The 14,976-nt window shown below is 59.2% G+C and carries 13 protein-coding genes and 1 riboswitch; of the genes, 6 read left to right on the forward strand and 7 right to left on the reverse strand.

Annotated elements, in window-relative coordinates; genetic code table 11:
• The first annotated feature begins 197 nt into the window (after positions 1 to 197).
• From SDD30_RS13185 to SDD30_RS13210, 6 genes are all read left to right on the forward strand, one after another.
• Positions 198 to 836 (forward strand): DUF1614 domain-containing protein, encoded by a 639-nt coding sequence (locus tag SDD30_RS13185; RefSeq protein ID WP_434075390.1) that lies wholly within the window; start codon positions 198 to 200, stop codon positions 834 to 836.
• A gap of 199 nt (positions 837 to 1,035) precedes the next feature.
• Entirely contained in the window at positions 1,036 to 2,877 is a 1,842-nt protein-coding gene (gene asnB / locus SDD30_RS13190; protein WP_434075391.1) for an asparagine synthase (glutamine-hydrolyzing), read from the forward strand.
• A 77-nt stretch (positions 2,878 to 2,954) separates the two neighbouring features.
• A complete protein-coding gene (locus SDD30_RS13195; protein WP_434075392.1) occupies positions 2,955 to 3,170 on the forward strand; it encodes a hypothetical protein in 216 nt (71 codons plus the stop codon).
• 85 nt (positions 3,171 to 3,255) lie between these two features.
• Positions 3,256 to 4,881: an ammonium transporter gene (locus SDD30_RS13200; RefSeq protein ID WP_434075393.1), complete on the forward strand. Its 1,626-nt coding sequence runs from the start codon at positions 3,256 to 3,258 to the stop codon at positions 4,879 to 4,881.
• 69 nt (positions 4,882 to 4,950) lie between these two features.
• A complete protein-coding gene (locus SDD30_RS13205) occupies positions 4,951 to 5,289 on the forward strand; it encodes a P-II family nitrogen regulator (protein ID WP_434075394.1) in 339 nt (112 codons plus the stop codon).
• Between the two features lie 183 nt (positions 5,290 to 5,472).
• Entirely contained in the window at positions 5,473 to 7,080 is a 1,608-nt protein-coding gene (locus tag SDD30_RS13210) for an N-acyl-D-amino-acid deacylase family protein (RefSeq protein ID WP_434075395.1), read from the forward strand.
• Between the two features lie 46 nt (positions 7,081 to 7,126).
• On the opposite strand, the gene SDD30_RS13215 is transcribed toward SDD30_RS13210, so the two are convergent.
• The 7 genes from SDD30_RS13215 to SDD30_RS13245 form a co-directional block, all read right to left on the reverse strand.
• Positions 7,127 to 7,465, reverse strand: a complete 339-nt coding sequence (locus SDD30_RS13215) for a LysM peptidoglycan-binding domain-containing protein (RefSeq protein ID WP_434075396.1) — start codon at positions 7,463 to 7,465, stop codon at positions 7,127 to 7,129.
• A 74-nt stretch (positions 7,466 to 7,539) separates the two neighbouring features.
• The gene (locus SDD30_RS13220) at positions 7,540 to 8,757 is read right to left on the reverse strand and encodes an aspartate kinase (RefSeq protein ID WP_434075397.1); all 1,218 of its coding nucleotides are present in this window, start codon (positions 8,755 to 8,757) and stop codon (positions 7,540 to 7,542) included.
• Positions 8,758 to 8,775: 18 nt separating this feature from the next.
• The gene (gene thrB / locus SDD30_RS13225; RefSeq protein WP_434075398.1) at positions 8,776 to 9,666 is read right to left on the reverse strand and encodes a homoserine kinase; all 891 of its coding nucleotides are present in this window, start codon (positions 9,664 to 9,666) and stop codon (positions 8,776 to 8,778) included.
• 125 nt (positions 9,667 to 9,791) lie between these two features.
• On the reverse strand, positions 9,792 to 10,838 hold the full coding sequence (gene thrC / locus SDD30_RS13230) for a threonine synthase (RefSeq protein ID WP_434075399.1): 1,047 nt from the start codon (positions 10,836 to 10,838) through the stop codon (positions 9,792 to 9,794).
• Positions 10,835 to 12,130, reverse strand: coding sequence for a homoserine dehydrogenase (locus SDD30_RS13235; protein WP_434075400.1), 1,296 nt, complete (start codon positions 12,128 to 12,130; stop codon positions 10,835 to 10,837). The genes thrC and SDD30_RS13235 overlap by 4 nt, the downstream gene beginning before the upstream one ends.
• A gap of 31 nt (positions 12,131 to 12,161) precedes the next feature.
• Positions 12,162 to 13,319 carry a homoserine O-acetyltransferase MetX gene (metX, locus tag SDD30_RS13240; RefSeq protein ID WP_434075401.1) on the reverse strand — a complete coding sequence of 386 codons (1,158 nt, stop codon included), beginning with the start codon at positions 13,317 to 13,319 and terminating at the stop codon, positions 12,162 to 12,164.
• Positions 13,320 to 13,323: 4 nt separating this feature from the next.
• Positions 13,324 to 14,610, reverse strand: a complete 1,287-nt coding sequence (locus tag SDD30_RS13245; protein ID WP_434075402.1) for a homocysteine synthase — start codon at positions 14,608 to 14,610, stop codon at positions 13,324 to 13,326.
• Positions 14,611 to 14,698: 88 nt separating this feature from the next.
• Positions 14,699 to 14,816: riboswitch (SAM riboswitch) on the reverse strand.
• Between the last annotated feature and the right edge of the window lie 160 nt (positions 14,817 to 14,976).

Genomic DNA, 14,976 nt, shown 5'->3' on the forward strand with positions numbered 1-14,976 from the left:
TGGCATAAAGCAGAAAAGCCCACCCCGACTACATTTCCTGTAGCTGGAGCGGGCTTCTTTGCCCGTGGTGCGGGAACGACCTTGCTCCCGGCAATTTTGCTGGCGCCAAGCTTTTTTATCATTATAACATACTCTTACCGGCCGTCAAGACCTGTTTTGTGTTAAAATGGTTAAAACTAAAACCGAGGTGAGATTAAATGCTTTGGCCGTTATTGTTCCTGTTTTTATTTATCCCTATGCTCCTGGCCTCCTTCTTCCTGAATCTGGCTGTTTTTTCTTTCTCCCGGTTAGGGCTTTCCCCGGCCGGGGCAATGTTATTACTGTCGGCTTCAATCATCGGCGGCCTGATTAACATCCCCATTTCCCGCCGCCGGCTTTTCCTTCAGGAGCGCCGTTGTGGGCCCTTCCCCTTTTTCTTCTACTACCCACCCCAGGTGAGCTATCAGCTCCTGTGCATTAATGTCGGTGGGGCGGTGATCCCCATTCTCTTTTCCCTGCACCTCCTGACTACCAGAGCCCCCTTGGTACCCTCCCTGCTGGCTACCTTGATTGTTACCGTCGTCGCCAAACTCCTGGCCCGAGTAGTCCCTGGAGTTGGTATCTCCATCCCTACCTTTATCCCGCCCATAGTAGCCGCCCTGGCGGCCGTTATCGTCGCTCCCCATCACGCTGCCCCTGTGGCCTATATCGCCGGGGCTATCGGAACCCTCCTGGGAGCGGACATCCTCAACCTGGGGGCCATTCGCCGGCTCCAGTCCCAGGTAGTCAGCATTGGCGGCGCCGGCGTCTTTGACGGCATCTTCCTGGTGGCCCTGGCCGCTTCGCTGCTAAGTTAAACTTACCGGAACTGGGACAGGGGCATGCAGCCCTTGAAAGCTGATTACGGGGGCACTTTTTCCCGCCGGCGGCATAAGATCATGATGGAACCCGGCTGCAACGGGGTTGCAAGGGCGTGACCCCCGCGGGCAACGGCGTCCGGTGAGGGGCGGGTTTCAATTAAAGGCATTTCCGCTATGCCTGCTGGGGGGGAGCGCTATGTGCGGAATTACCGGCTGGGTGGACTGGGAACAGGACCTCACCAGGCAGGTCCCCATCCTGGAAGCCATGACCGCCACCTTGGCCTACCGGGGGCCTGATGCCGCCGGAACCTGGATTTCAGCCCGGGCGGCCTTGGGGCACCGCCGCTTAATTGTCGTTGACCCTGCCGGGGGCGGCCAGCCTATGGTGCGCTGCCGGGGCGAGGAAAAGTTTGTTGTTTCATATAATGGGGAGCTTTATAACACCGAGGATATCCGCCGGGACCTCCTGGCCCGGGGGTATACCTTCCGCGGCCATTCGGACACGGAGGTTTTGCTGACGGCCTATATGGAATGGGGATCGGACTGTGTCGAGCATTTCAATGGCATCTTTGCCTTTGCCATCTGGGAAGCGGCCAGGGAACGCCTATTTTTGGCTCGGGACCGCCTGGGGGTTAAACCCCTTTTCTACACCTGCTTGAATAACTCCTTTCTCTTTGGCTCGGAATTGAAGGCCCTCCTGGCCCACCCGGCAGTGAAGGCGGAGGTGAGTGCCGAAGGCCTGGCTGAGGTCTTGGTCCTGGGACCGGCCCGGACGCCGGGGCACGGGGTATTTCATAATGTAGACGAATTGAAGCCCGGCTACTACATGATCTATGACCGGCGGGGCCTGCGTTTACATCAGTACTGGTCCCTGCGGAGCAGCCCCCACCCTGATGATCTGGAGACAACCGTCGCTAAAGTGCGCCAGCTACTGGAGGATACCGTGGAACGGCAGCTGGTAGCCGACGTACCCGTCTGCACCCTCCTTTCCGGCGGGCTGGACTCCAGTGCCGTGACCGCCTTCACCGCCCGGGCCTTTCAGGCCCGGGGTCAGGGTCCTGTGCATACCTGGTCGGTAGACTATGTCGATAATAACCGCTACTTTCAGCCCAGCCACTTCCAGCCCAACCCGGATGCCCCCTGGGTGCAGATGGTTTCAGCATACCTGGGAACCACCCACCACTACGTTTACATTGATACCCCGGAACTGGTCAACTCCTTGAAGGCGGCCATGCGGGCCCGGGACCTGCCGGGGATGGCCGACGTCGATTCCTCCCTGCTCCTCTTCTGTCGGGAGGTAAAAAAAGAAGCCACCGTCGCCCTGTCTGGAGAGGCTGCCGATGAAGTCTTCGGCGGTTATCCCTGGTTCCGGAGTGAGAAGGCCTTAGCGGCCGACACCTTCCCCTGGAACCGGGCCGGCCAGGAGCGGCTGCGTCTCCTATCCCCAGAGTTGAAAGATCTGGTCCGGCCAGAGGAGTACGTAGCTCAGCGTTACCGGGAAGCCCTGGCGGAAGTACCTCGCCTGCCGGGGGAGGAGGACCGGGCGGCCCGGCTGCGGGAGATCTCCTACCTGAGCCTTACCCGCTTTATGCCGGTGTTGCTGGATCGCAAGGACCGTATGAGCATGGCCGTGGGCCTGGAGGTCCGGGTGCCCTACTGCGACCATCGCCTGGTAGAGTATGTCTGGAATATCCCTTGGGAGATGAAATTCGCCGGCCAAATGGAAAAGGGCATCCTGCGCCGGGCCCTGGAAGACCTCCTGCCGGCGGCGGTGATCACCAGGCGCAAGAGCCCCTACCCCAAGACCTACAACCCGGCCTACTTGGAAGCCGTCCGTAGTTGGCTACTGGAGATCCTGGCGGATACCGCTTCGCCCCTGCTGCCTTTTATTGATGTACCGGCAGTCAAAGCCCTGGCCCTGTCCCGGGAGGTCTTTAACCTGCCCTGGTTCGGCCAGCTCATGAGCGGGCCCCAGCTCTTCGCCTACCTGGCCCAGGTTGACACCTGGATGCGGGAGTACCGGGTGACGGTACGGTAAAATCACAGTTTTTAACTAAAAAAACCTTGACAACCGGCGGGGTAACAGTATAATTTATTTCAAGCAAGCAAGGTTGTTTGCCCAAGCGGGTAATGAAGCCCCCGTACCTGATGGTACGGGGGCTTCTCTTTTACGCCGCTGGAGTAAAGGCGCTCCTGGCCGGCAATCTGGTCGGCCGGGAGCCTTTGTTTCAAGGTGGTGATGCCATCGTCAAATTAACCGGCATTCGTTCTTTGTATTTTTATCTCTTTGTGTCCGGGGTTCCCGGTAAAGACTTTCTCACCTTTCCGTAACCGCACACCGTGCCGGGAAACCCCTGTCTTTCTTTTTTGTGGGCAATGCCGTCCAAAGAATATCACTGCAGAAGGAGGCTCCCACATGAGGAATTTTGAGTTGCAGAAGTCTGTCCTAATTTATGGTTTAATCCTGGCTGCCGTGCTCATCCTCTACCTGGCCCTGCCGGCCTGGGCCGGGGATCCCACCGGAGTAAATACCGGCGGCGCTGCGGATATTGCGGCGGCCCAGAGCGGTGCCCCGACCCTGGAAGAATTGGCGACGGCAGCAGGCAAGTTGAAAATAGGTCTTAATTTCGTCTGGACCCTCCTGGCTGGTTTCCTGGTGTTCTTTATGCAGGCCGGTTTTGCCCTGGTGGAGACCGGTTTCACCCGCGCCAAGAGTGCCGCCCATACTATGGCTATGAACCTCATGGTCTTCTTGGTCGGTGCGGTAGGTTTCTTCGTCCTGGGTTTCGGCCTGATGTTCGGCGGCCTGGGGGCGGTAGCCAACCTGGGCGGCACGCCGCCCCTGGTCCATGAGTTGACTGCCGGCGGCTGGGGACTCTTAGGCTTCAAGGGCTTTTTCCTCAACGGCGATGCCTATGATGTCGGTGTCTTTGCCCTCTTCCTTTTCCAAATGGTCTTTATGGATACGGCCGTCACCATTCCTACCGGCGCCATGGCCGAAAGAGTAAAATTCGGCGCCGTTGTTCTGGGCTCCTTCTTCATTGCCATGCTCCTCTACCCCGTCTTCGGTAACTGGGTCTGGGGCGGCGGTTGGCTGGCCCAGCTGGGAACCAAACTGGGCCTGGGCCATGGGGCCGTCGATTTCGCCGGTTCCGGTGTCGTTCACTCCATCGGCGGGGCGGCCGGCCTGGCGGGAGCCATGATCCTGGGACCGCGCCTGGGGAAATACCGGGACGGAAAACCGGCGGCCATTCCCGGCCACGACATCCCGATGGCTATCCTGGGAACCATCATTCTCTTCTTTGGCTGGTTCGGTTTCAACCCCGGCAGCACCCTGTCCGGCAACGACCTGCGCATCGCCGTGGTGGCGGTCAACACTATGATGGCCGGGGCCGTCGGCGGCCTGACTTCTATGCTTTATACCTGGTGGCGCCAGGGCAAACCGGATCCCTCCATGATGTGTAACGGTGTCCTGGCTGGGTTGGTGGCCATTACTGCTCCTAGCGCCTTTGTCAATGGGCCGGTAGCCTGCCTGATTGGTGCTGTGGCCGGTGTCCTGGTAGTCTGGAGCGTCTATTTCTTCGATCATGTCGCCAAGATCGATGACCCGGTGGGCGCTATCTCCGTCCACCTGGTGAACGGCCTCTGGGGGCTCCTGGCGGTAGGTCTCTTTGCCGACGGTACCTACGGTACCGGCTGGAACGGCGTCGGCGCCGACAGCTATCTGGGGGCAGCCGGCCGGGGGGTTACCGGTCTCTTTTACGGCGACCCTACCCAGCTAGTGGCCCAGCTGATCAACATGGTGGTAGTTTTTATCTGGGGCTTCGGCGCTACCTATGTTTTTTACAAGCTACTCGACCGCGTTATGGGTATCCGCGTTAAACCCGAGGCCGAAGAAGCGGGCCTGGATATTCCCGAAATGGGCGCCCTGGCCTATCCTGACTTCATGCTGACCTTTGGTGACGCCTATAGCCCCGAACTGGCCCCGGTCGGGCAAATTGCATACGCCCCCCGGCGGCAGGAAGTTCCGGCACGAAATTAGGCGGTCAGGTAGGCATTACCGGGAATGGCAATAAAAAATAAGTTATAAAGAAGCTGGGAGGGTAGTTTAGTGAAGAAGATTGAGGCTATTATCCGTTCCTCCCGTTTGGAGACCGTTAAAGAAGCCCTGGGCAAATACGGTATCCACGGCATGACCGTAACCCATGTCCTGGGTTGCGGCCTGCAGCGCGGTCAGACGGAGTATTATCGCGGCAACCTTTATACGGTCAACCTGTTACCTAAAGTTAAAGTGGAGATTATCGCCCTGGACCACCGGGTGCCGGAAATTGTCGACATCATCTCCCGGGAAGCCCGGACCGGCGAGATCGGCGACGGGAAAATCTTTATCTATCCGGTGGAAACCGCCATCCGCATCCGCACGGGTGAACAGGGCGAAGACGCTATTTAGCTTATCATCCAGCGACCGCAGCATAAGTTCTATTTAACCCTATTAAAGCCGTTCCTCCTTCATATACCATGGGTCCGGGCCACCGGGCCCCTTTTATATGGCCGGGATTTGCTGCCGGGACTTGTCAAATGCGGGCGAGCTTAATATAATACAGGCGGGTTTAATGTTAAGGAGATGGCTTGCATGTTTTCCCTGTTAATCAAGGGCGGCACGGTGGTTGATGGTACCGGCCGCCCCCCTTTTCGCGCCGATGTAGGTCTACAGGGGGCCAGGGTCGCCGCCCTGGGCCGGCTGGAGCAGGCCCCGGCAGCCAGGATGATTGACGCCGGCGGCCTGGTGGTTGCCCCCGGGTTTATTGACTTTCATAGCCATGCCGATGCCGAACTCCTGCGGGACCCGGAGGACCGGGCCAAACTGGCCCAGGGCGTCACTACCGAGGTCGTCGGCAACTGCGGTATGTCCCTGGTGCCCAGCCACGAGGAGAGCTTGCCCCTGCTGGCTGCCTATGCCAGCCCGGTACTGGGGGGGATTCCTGCCAAGTTCCGGGCCGGTAGTGTAGCAGGGTATTTCACCCAGCTAAAACGCCAGGGCATAGCCGTCAATGTAGCTACTTATACTGGCCACGGTTCTATCCGTCTGGCGGTCATAGGGATGGATGACCGCCGGGCCGGCAAGAATGAGCTGGATGCCATGGCTGCCCTGCTGGATCGGGCTATGCAAGAGGGGGCCATGGGACTATCCAGCGGCCTCCTCTACCCGCCGGGGTGTTATGCCCCGACCGGGGAACTGATTGCCCTCTGTCGAGTAGCCCGCCAGTATGGAGGGATCTACGTCAGCCATATCCGCAACGAATCCGACGGCGTTCTGGAAGCTATCGAGGAAGCCCTGGAGATCGGGCGCCAGGCCGGTATTCCCGTCCATATCTCCCACCTTAAAGCCTGCGGTCCCCGCAACTGGCCGCAAATACCCCGGGCCCTGGCCCTGCTGGCGGCAGCCCGGGAACAAGGCCAGGACGTTACCTGGGATACCTATCCCTACATCGCCGGTTCGACTACGGCCGCCTCCCTCCTACCCCCCTGGGCTGTTGCCGGCGGCACCGCCGCCCTCCAGGAACGCCTGCATTCCCTGGAAATTTGCGCCAGAATAAAAAAAGCCTGGCAAGAAGGCCTGCCCGGCTGGGATAATATGGTGAGTTCCTTGGGCTATGACCGGCTGGTAATTAACGCCGTAGCCCATGGGGAGAACGAAGATTGCGTTGGCCTGAATTTGGCGGAGATCGGGAGCAAACGTAGTTGTGAGCCGGCCGACGCCCTCCTCGACCTGCTCCGGACCGAAGGTGGCAGCCTGGCCATCGAGACCTACCACGCCAGCGAGGAAACCTTAAGCCTTATTCTCCACCACCCGGTGACAACTATCGGTAGCGATGGCATCTATTCCGGCGACCAGACCCATCCCCGTCTGTATGGCACCTTCGTCCGGGTCCTGGGCCGCTATGTCCGGGAGCGAAAACTCCTGACCCTGGAAGAGGCGGTGGCGAAGATGACTTCGCGACCAGCGGCCAGGCTCGGCCTGCGGGGGCGGGGCAAGGTGACGGCCGGCTACTACGCTGACCTGGTGCTCTTCGACCCGGAGACGATCGCCGACCGGGCCACCTTCCAGGAACCGGCCCGGACACCAGCCGGCATCAAGGCGGTTATCGTCAACGGCCGGCTGGCCTACCAGGACGGCCAGTTTACCGGCGAACTGGCCGGGGTTGCTCTAACCAGTAACGCCGCTGGTGCTCAGGCTTAAAAAGAAAGGGCGACAGGTTGTACCTATCGCCCTTTAATCTTTCCCTTTACCCCGGCAGGCAGATATTCTGGCCGACCTGGAGGTTATAGGGATCGATATGGGGGTTAAGTTCCAAAAGCCTGGCGACGGTTGTACCCGTAGCCCGGGCAATGCTGTACAGGGTATCCCCCGGAGCCACCTGCCAGTAAACCCCCGAAGGGCAGGGTTGTTCCGCCGGCAGGCAAAGGACCTGGCCGATTTGGAGGTTATAGGGGTCGACGCCGGGATTCAAGCGTTCCAGTTCGGCTACGGTAGTCCCTGTGCGTAATGCTATTAGGTAGAGGGTATCCCCTGCTGCTACCCGCCAGTAGCGGCCGGAAGGGCAGGGTATCTGGTTCTGGCCCACGCATAATCACCCCCTGCAGGTTTTCTCCCTGCATCTTATGCGCGGGTTGGCAGAAAGGTACTTAAGCCCTCCAGCTATTCTTTATCCAGGCCAAAGTGCCGGTGCAGGGACTGCATGGCCCGGGTCAGGTGTTCTTCGTCGATGATGCACGAAACCTTGATTTCCGAGGTACTGATCATGTGAATATTTATTTCTTCCTGCGCCAGGCAGGCGAACATGGCGGCGGCTACGCCGGGATTGGTGATCATGCCGGCGCCGACAATGGAGACCTTGGCCACCCGGTCGTTAAATGTCACCCTGCTGGCGCCGATTTCCTCCTTGACCCGTTCGGTAACTGCCAGGGCCTGGTGGAGGTCATCGCGGGTTACGGTAAAGGCAATGTCGTTGACTTCATCACGCATGGCGCTCTGGACGATCATATCAACATTGATGCCCTCCCGGGCCAGGGCTACAAAAAGGGATTTGGCGATACCCGGCCGGTCGGGGACATCATAAAGAGCGATCCGGGCAACGTTACGATCACCAGCGATGCCGCTGACGACCATTTTTCTTTCCATTTCCGTCACCTCTTTAACCAGGGTTCCTTCGTGATCGTTAAAGCTGGAGCGTACCTCCAGGACGACATGATTTAATTTACCGAACTCTACCGACCGGGGCTGAAGTACCTGGGCGCCCAGGCTGGCCAGTTCCAACATTTCATCATAGGAGATTACTGCCAGTTTCCTGGCCTCCGGTACCACCCGGGGGTCGGCTGTATAGACGCCGTCCACATCGGTGTAGATCTGGCAGACGTCGGCCTGCAGGGCAGCGGCTACCGCTACGGCGGTGGTATCCGAGCCGCCCCGGCCCAGGGTTGTTATCTCGTCTGCGCAGGTCTTTCCTTGGAAGCCGGCGACAATGACAATCCGACCTTGTTCCAATTCCCGGCGCAGGCGGTCACAGCCTACTTCCAGGATGCGGGCTTTGGAGTGGACGTTGTCCGTCAAGATGCCCACCTGGGGTCCTGTCAGGGAGATAACCGGTTCCCCTAGGGCATGGATGGCCATGGCCAGCAGGGCGATGGATGTCTGTTCTCCGGTGGCCAGGAGCATGTCCATTTCCCGGGCCGGCGGGTCGGGATTGATGGCGTGGGCCAGAGCAATGAGGTCGTCGGTCATATCGCCCGGGGCCGACACAATAACGATCACGTCGTTCCCGGTGCGGCGGGTATTGACCACCCGGCGGGCCACGTTTTTGACCCGTTCTGGCCCGTTAACGGAGGTGCCGCCGTATTTTTGGACTATGAGGGCCATGATATCTCCTCCATAATCTCAAATAACTACTGCCCCGTGGTTACATGGCGCCAGTTCTTTGATGGTGCAGGTTACTCCCTGGCGGGCAAAAGCCGCGGCCATGGCCGGCCCTACCTCCGGCTGGGAGCCCCGGCAAAAGGCGATTACTGAAGGGCCGGAACCGCTCAGGGTCACGGCGAGGGCGCCGGCTGACCGGGCTGCCGCAAAAACCCCGGCCATTCCCGGCACCAGGGGCAAGCGATAGGGCTGGTGCAGCCTGTCGACCATCATCTTGCCCATGAGTTCCAGGTCGCCGCCGGTAACAGCCGCCAGGAAAACGGCTACCCGGCTGATATTAAAGACGGCGTCTTCCAGGGTAACGCTGGCTGGTAGAACTCCCCGGGAGACCCGGGTCGACAGGCTGAACTGGGGGATGGCGACGACGGTCATTAAACCCGGTGGCAGGTCCAGGCGCCGGCAAACAACCTGATCCCCCTCCCTGGCGGAGGCCACCAGACCGCCTAAAAAAGCCGGGGCGACGTTATCCGGGTGCCCTTCCAGGGAGGTGGCCAGGTTGAGTAATTCGGGCGGACCCAGGGGTTCCCCCAGAAGGGCATTGGCCCCGACGATGGCCCCTACCAGGGCTGCGGCGCTGGAGCCCAGGCCCCGGGCGACGGGAATAGAGTTATGCATCTCCAGCTTCAAAGGTACCGGGGGCACCCCCGCCCTGGTAAAGACAGCCCGGGCGGCCCGGTAGGCAATGTTCTCCGGACCCCGGGGTATGCTGGCCTCTCCTTCACCGGAGATGATAATCTGTGGCGCGGTAGCTTGCTCAATTAGCAGTTCATCAAAAAGCTCCAGGGCCATCCCTAGGGTATCAAAACCCGGCCCCAGGTTGGCCGTCGTAGCTGGTACCCGTACCAGCGGCATATTTCCCCTGCCCCTTTAGCCCCTTTGGATTATAAAAGTGACTCCCGGCAGCGCAGCCGGCTTAGTCAATCGTGCGAAACCTGTCTGCTTGCTCCCTCTACCAGTCGGAAATGATAACTACAATTTTACAGCACAATTTCCAGGATGCGGTCTTCCTTAGGCGGCAGGGAGACAGGTTCGGCCACTTGCTTGATGGCGATGTTGGGGTCCTTCAGCCCGTGCCCCGTTAAGACGCAGACAACCCGGTCGCCCTGGCGGAAGTAACCTTTCTTAACATATTTGAGGACTCCAGCCAAGGAAGCAGCCGAGGCCGGTTCGGCGAAGATGCCTTCGGCAGTGGCTAGCTTATGTTGGGCGGCCAGGATCTCGTCATCGCTGACGCAGTCGATAAAGCCGCCGGAGTCCCTGGCCGCTCGGACGGCCGGTTGCCAGCTGGCCGGATTGCCGATGCGAATGGCCGTGGCCACGGTCTCGGGATTCGGGACCACTTCGTCCCGGACAATGGGGGCGGCCCCTTCGGCCTGGAAGCCGATCATCTTCGGCAGGGCATGGCTGCGCCCGGCCTGGTAATACTCGTTGAAGCCCTTCCAGTAGGCGGTGATATTGCCGGCGTTGCCCACCGGGATGGCCAGGTAGTCCGGCGCTTCCCCCAGGACGTCACAGACCTCGAAGGCGGCCGTTTTTTGCCCTTCAATGCGGAAGGGATTGATGGAATTGACCAGGGTAATAGGGTGCTTGGCGGTGATGCTCCGGACCAGGGCCAGGGCATCGTCAAAATTGCCCTGGATAGCTATGACCCTGGCCCCGTAAAAGAGGGCCTGGGCGAGTTTCCCCAGGGCGATATTACCCTCGGGGATGAGGACACTACACTTTAAGCCGCACCGGGCGGCGTAGGCCGCCGCTGAGGCCGAGGTGTTGCCCGTGGAAGCGCACATGATGGCCCGGGAACCGGCCTCCATGGCCTTGGCTACAGCCATGACCATGCCCCGGTCCTTAAAGGAACCGCTGGGGTTGAGCCCCTCGTATTTAAAGTAAAGTTTCAGGCCCAACTCCCGGGAGAGATTCCCGGCGGCGATAAGGGGGGTATTCCCCTCTTGTAAAGTAATCAAGGGAGTCTCCTCCGTCACCGGCAGAAACTCCCGGTAAGCACGAATAACCCCGGGCCAGTTCACCTGGCGTCTCCTCCTTCAACCCGTATTACACTGGCTATTTCTTTGACTACCGGCAGGCTACCCAGGGCCTGCAGGGCCTCCTGGACATTCTTCTCGCGCACGCGGTGGGTGATGAGCACCAGCTCCGCCAGGTCGCCGAGCATGCGCTCCTGGATGACCGAGGCCAGGCTAACCTCCCGCTCACCAAAAATCCCGGCGATGGTGGCCAGGACCCCCGGCCGGTCGACAACTATCAGACGCAGGTAATATTTCGTAATTATGGCTCCCCTGGGTTTCAGGGGTTTATCATAAAAACAGGTACAGGAAATGCGGCCCCGGTTGTGATGCTGAAGGTTGCGGGCCGCTTCTATAACGTCACCCACCACGGCGCTGGCAGTAGGCAGGGAACCGGCACCCCGGCCATAAAACATGGCTTCGCCGACGGCGTCGCCCTCGACAAAGATGGCGTTAAAGACATCGCTGACGGCAGCCAGGGGGTGATGCAAGGGAACCAGGGCCGGGTGAACCCGGACCTCGATCCCTTCTTCGTCTTCCCGGGCGATACCCAGGAGCTTGATGGCGTAACCCATATCCCGGGCATAATCAATGTCGTGGGAGGAAAGGTTACTAATGCCCTCCCGGTAGACCTCCGGGTAGGTAATGCGCGTGCTGAAGGCGATAGAAGCCAGGATGGCCATTTTGCGGGCGGCATCGTCGCCCTCAATATCAGCCGTAGGGTCGGCTTCGGCGTAGCCCAGGGATTGGGCTTCCTGCAGGACGTCAGCAAAATCTCTGCCCTCGCGGCTCATTTTGGTCAAGATATAATTGGTGGTACCATTAACAATCCCCATGACCTGGCGGATACGGTTACCGGCCAGGCACTCCTTTAAGGGGCGGATAATGGGTATACCGCCGCCAACGCTGGCTTCAAAAAGGAGATCGGCACCGTGGGTTTCGGCGGCATCAAAAAGCTCCTTGCCATGAAGGGCGAGGAGGTCCTTGTTGGCCGTTACTACACTCTTTCCCCGGCGCAAGGCCTGGAGAATATACTCCCGGGCAGCTCCGGTGCCGCCCATAACCTCGACGATGATAGTAATGTCCGGATCATTCAAGATGGTTTCCACTTCGGTGGTAAGTAGGTCCAGAGCAACATCCACCTGGCGGGGACGCTTTAAATCCCGGACCAGGATGCGTTTTATATTCAGGGGCTGGCCCAGCTTCTGGGTAATAAGGGCTTTATTCTGTTCCAGCAGTTGGACGACACCGCTGCCGACGGTGCCCAGCCCCAAGAGGCCCAGGTTGATTGGTCCCAACTCAGCTTCACTCCTCTTATACTCCTCAATTTTACCGTATACCCGCCGGATGGGCAATACTTTTTTCAGCAGCCAGGTCCGGGCGCAGTTTTTGGAGAAAAGGTTGGATAATGGCTGCCAGCTGGTTAAATTCGATCAGGAAGGCATCGTGGCCGTAGGGGGAATCAATCTCCGCGTAACAGGCCTGGCCGCCGCCGGCGTTAATCAGCTGGACAATCTCCCGTACCTGGTAGGGAGGAAAGAGAAAATCGCTGGAGATGCCTATTCCCAGGCAGGGGCAGGAGAAGCCCTGCCAGACTTCTTGATAGCTCCCCCGGCCCTGGCTGACGTCATGGAGGTCCACGGCCTTGGTCAGGTACAGATAAGAATTGGCGTCAAAACGCTCCACCAACTTTTTACCCTGGTAGGCCAGGTAGCTCTCAACTTCAAACTGCCCTTCTAGATCAAAAAACTTTTGCGGGTCCGCCAGGGTGCGACCAAACTTCAGAGTCCAGGCAGGGTCGCTTTTATAGGTAATAATGCCGATGCGCCGGGCCAGGGCCAGCCCCAGCCTGGGACCGCTGCTCTCGTAGTAATTACCCCCCTGCCAGTGAGGGTCGGCGTAAATGGCCTCCCGCTGGACATTATGAAAGGCGATCTGCATGGGGGTTGTTCGACCGCAGGCGGCAATGGGGATAATAGAATCCAGCATCTGGGGATAGAGGAAGCCCCATTCCAGGACCTGCATCCCGCCCATGGAACCGCCGATGGCGGTCACCAGGCGCTTTACTCCCAGGTAATCCAGGAGGATTTTTTGCGCCCGCACCATATCACGAATGGTAACAGCCGGGAAATCTATACCATAGGGTTTGCCGGTGGCCGGGTTAATGCTGGCCGGTCCGGTGGTGCCATAGCAACTACCCAGGACGTTGGCGCAGACGACAAAGTAACGCCGGGTGTCGAGGGCTCGCCCAGGTCCTACCAGGGGGTCCCACCAGCCTGGCTGCCGCTCTTCCGGAAGGTTGCGACCGGCAATATGGGCGTTACCGGTGAGGGCGTGCAGGACCAGGATGGCGTTATCCCCCCGGTCATTGAGCTCCCCATAGGTCTCATAGGCAATGGTAAGGGGGCCCAAGGAGGCCCCGCTTTCCAATTGCAAGGATTCCGGCCACTGGTATAACCGGGTTGTGACGATACCGACGCCATCCATCCGGCTACCGGCTCCTGTTTAAGGCCTGGTCCAGGTCGGCAATAAGGTCTTCCACGTCCTCCAGGCCGATGGAGAGACGGACCAGGTCCTCGGTAACCCCGGAAGCCAGCTGTTCCTCCGGCGTCAGCTGCTGGTGGGTGGTACTGGCCGGGTGGATGACCAGGGAGTGAGCGTCACCAACATTGGCCAGGAGGGAGAAGAGTTTCAGGCTATTGATAAGCTTCTTCCCTGCTTCTTTGCCGCCTTTGATCCCGAAGGTCAAGATGGCGCCCGCCCCCCGGGGCAGGTATTTCTGGGCCCGGGCGTAGGAGGGATGGCCGGGCAGGCCCGGGTAACTCACCCAAGCCACGGCCGGATGCTCGGCCAGCCAGCCGGCGACCTTCGTGGCATTGGCGACATGGCGCTCCATGCGCAGGTGCAGGGTCTCCAAGCCCTGGAGGAAAAGGAAGGCGTTAAAGGGACTTAAGGCCGGTCCCAGGTCCCGCAGGAGCTGTACCCGGGCCTTGACGATATAGGCTGCCGGGCCAAAGGTCTGGACATAACTGATACCGTGATAACTGGGGTCGGGTTCTACCAGTTCCGGGAATTTGCCGTTCGCCCAGTTGAATTTGCCGGCATCGACGATTACGCCGCCGATGGAGGTGCCGTGGCCGCCGATAAACTTGGTCGCCGAGTGGACGACGATATCGGCCCCGGAGTCAAAGGGCCGGCACAGGTACGGGGTGGCAAAGGTGTTGTCGACGATTAAAGGAATACCCGCCTCGTGGGCTATGGCCGCTACTGCTTCCAAATCCGGCACATCCAGCTTGGGGTTGCCGATACTCTCCACATAGAGGGCCCGGGTCCGGTCAGTAATGGCGGCCCGGAAGTTTTCCGGCTCGGCGCTATCGACAAAACGGGTTTTAATACCAAACTTGGGTAAAGTAGAATTAAAGAGGCTGAAGGTGCCGCCGTAGAGGCTGGTGGAAGCTACCATCTCCTGACCGGCGGTGACAATATTGGTTACAGCCAGGGTTATGGCCGCCTGGCCGGAGGCCGTAGCCAGGGCTCCCACACCACCCTCCAGGGCGGCGACTCTTTTTTCCAAGACGTCAGTAGTTGGGTTCATCATGCGGGTGTAAATATTGCCTTCTTCCTGCAGAGCGAAAAGGGCGGCGGCGTGATCAGCGTCACGGAAAACATAGGAGCTGGTCTGGTAAATAGGTACGGCCCGAGCTCCCGTCGCCGGGTCGGGTTCCTGCCCGGCCTGGACGGCTAGGGTGGCAAAACGGTACTGCTGGTTAGTGGTCATTTTTCTTCCCCTCTTTCTGAATATACTTGCTGGCCCCGGGGGAATAAAAAAACCTCTCCGATAAGAAGAGGCAGTCGCTTTCTTACCCCCCTTATCTCTCAGGGCTTTTAGCCCTGCAGGAATTGGCACCTGTCGCCCTCGTAAAAAAGGAGGGGGCGGGTTGCCGGGCTTCATCGGGCCAGTCCCTCCACCGCTCTTGATAAGAGTTTAATTCCTTATTAAGTTCCAGCCAGCTTATTATACAATATACCCCTTGGAGAAATCCCTGTCAAGGGGGTTTTTTTATGCTCAGTGCTGACACATGATTTTATTTCAAAACTGGGTTCAGGTACACAAATCAGGTGAACGAGCAGTAAAAGCAAAAAT

Source organism: Moorella naiadis (nom. illeg.) (assembly GCF_051020825.1).
Taxonomy (GTDB): domain Bacteria; phylum Bacillota; class DSM-521; order Neomoorellales; family Neomoorellaceae; genus Neomoorella; species Neomoorella naiadis.

Coding starts and splice junctions, on each gene's coding strand:
- SDD30_RS13185 (WP_434075390.1), top strand. CDS start 198: ATGCTTTGGCCGTTATTGTTCCTGTTTTTATTTATCCCTATGCTCCTG.
- metX (WP_434075401.1), bottom strand. CDS start 13,319: ATGGATGGCGTCGGTATCGTCACAACCCGGTTATACCAGTGGCCGGAA.
- asnB (WP_434075391.1), top strand. CDS start 1,036: ATGTGCGGAATTACCGGCTGGGTGGACTGGGAACAGGACCTCACCAGG.
- SDD30_RS13220 (WP_434075397.1), bottom strand. CDS start 8,757: ATGGCCCTCATAGTCCAAAAATACGGCGGCACCTCCGTTAACGGGCCA.
- SDD30_RS13245 (WP_434075402.1), bottom strand. CDS start 14,610: ATGACCACTAACCAGCAGTACCGTTTTGCCACCCTAGCCGTCCAGGCC.
- SDD30_RS13200 (WP_434075393.1), top strand. CDS start 3,256: ATGAGGAATTTTGAGTTGCAGAAGTCTGTCCTAATTTATGGTTTAATC.
- SDD30_RS13210 (WP_434075395.1), top strand. CDS start 5,473: ATGTTTTCCCTGTTAATCAAGGGCGGCACGGTGGTTGATGGTACCGGC.
- thrB (WP_434075398.1), bottom strand. CDS start 9,666: ATGCCGCTGGTACGGGTACCAGCTACGACGGCCAACCTGGGGCCGGGT.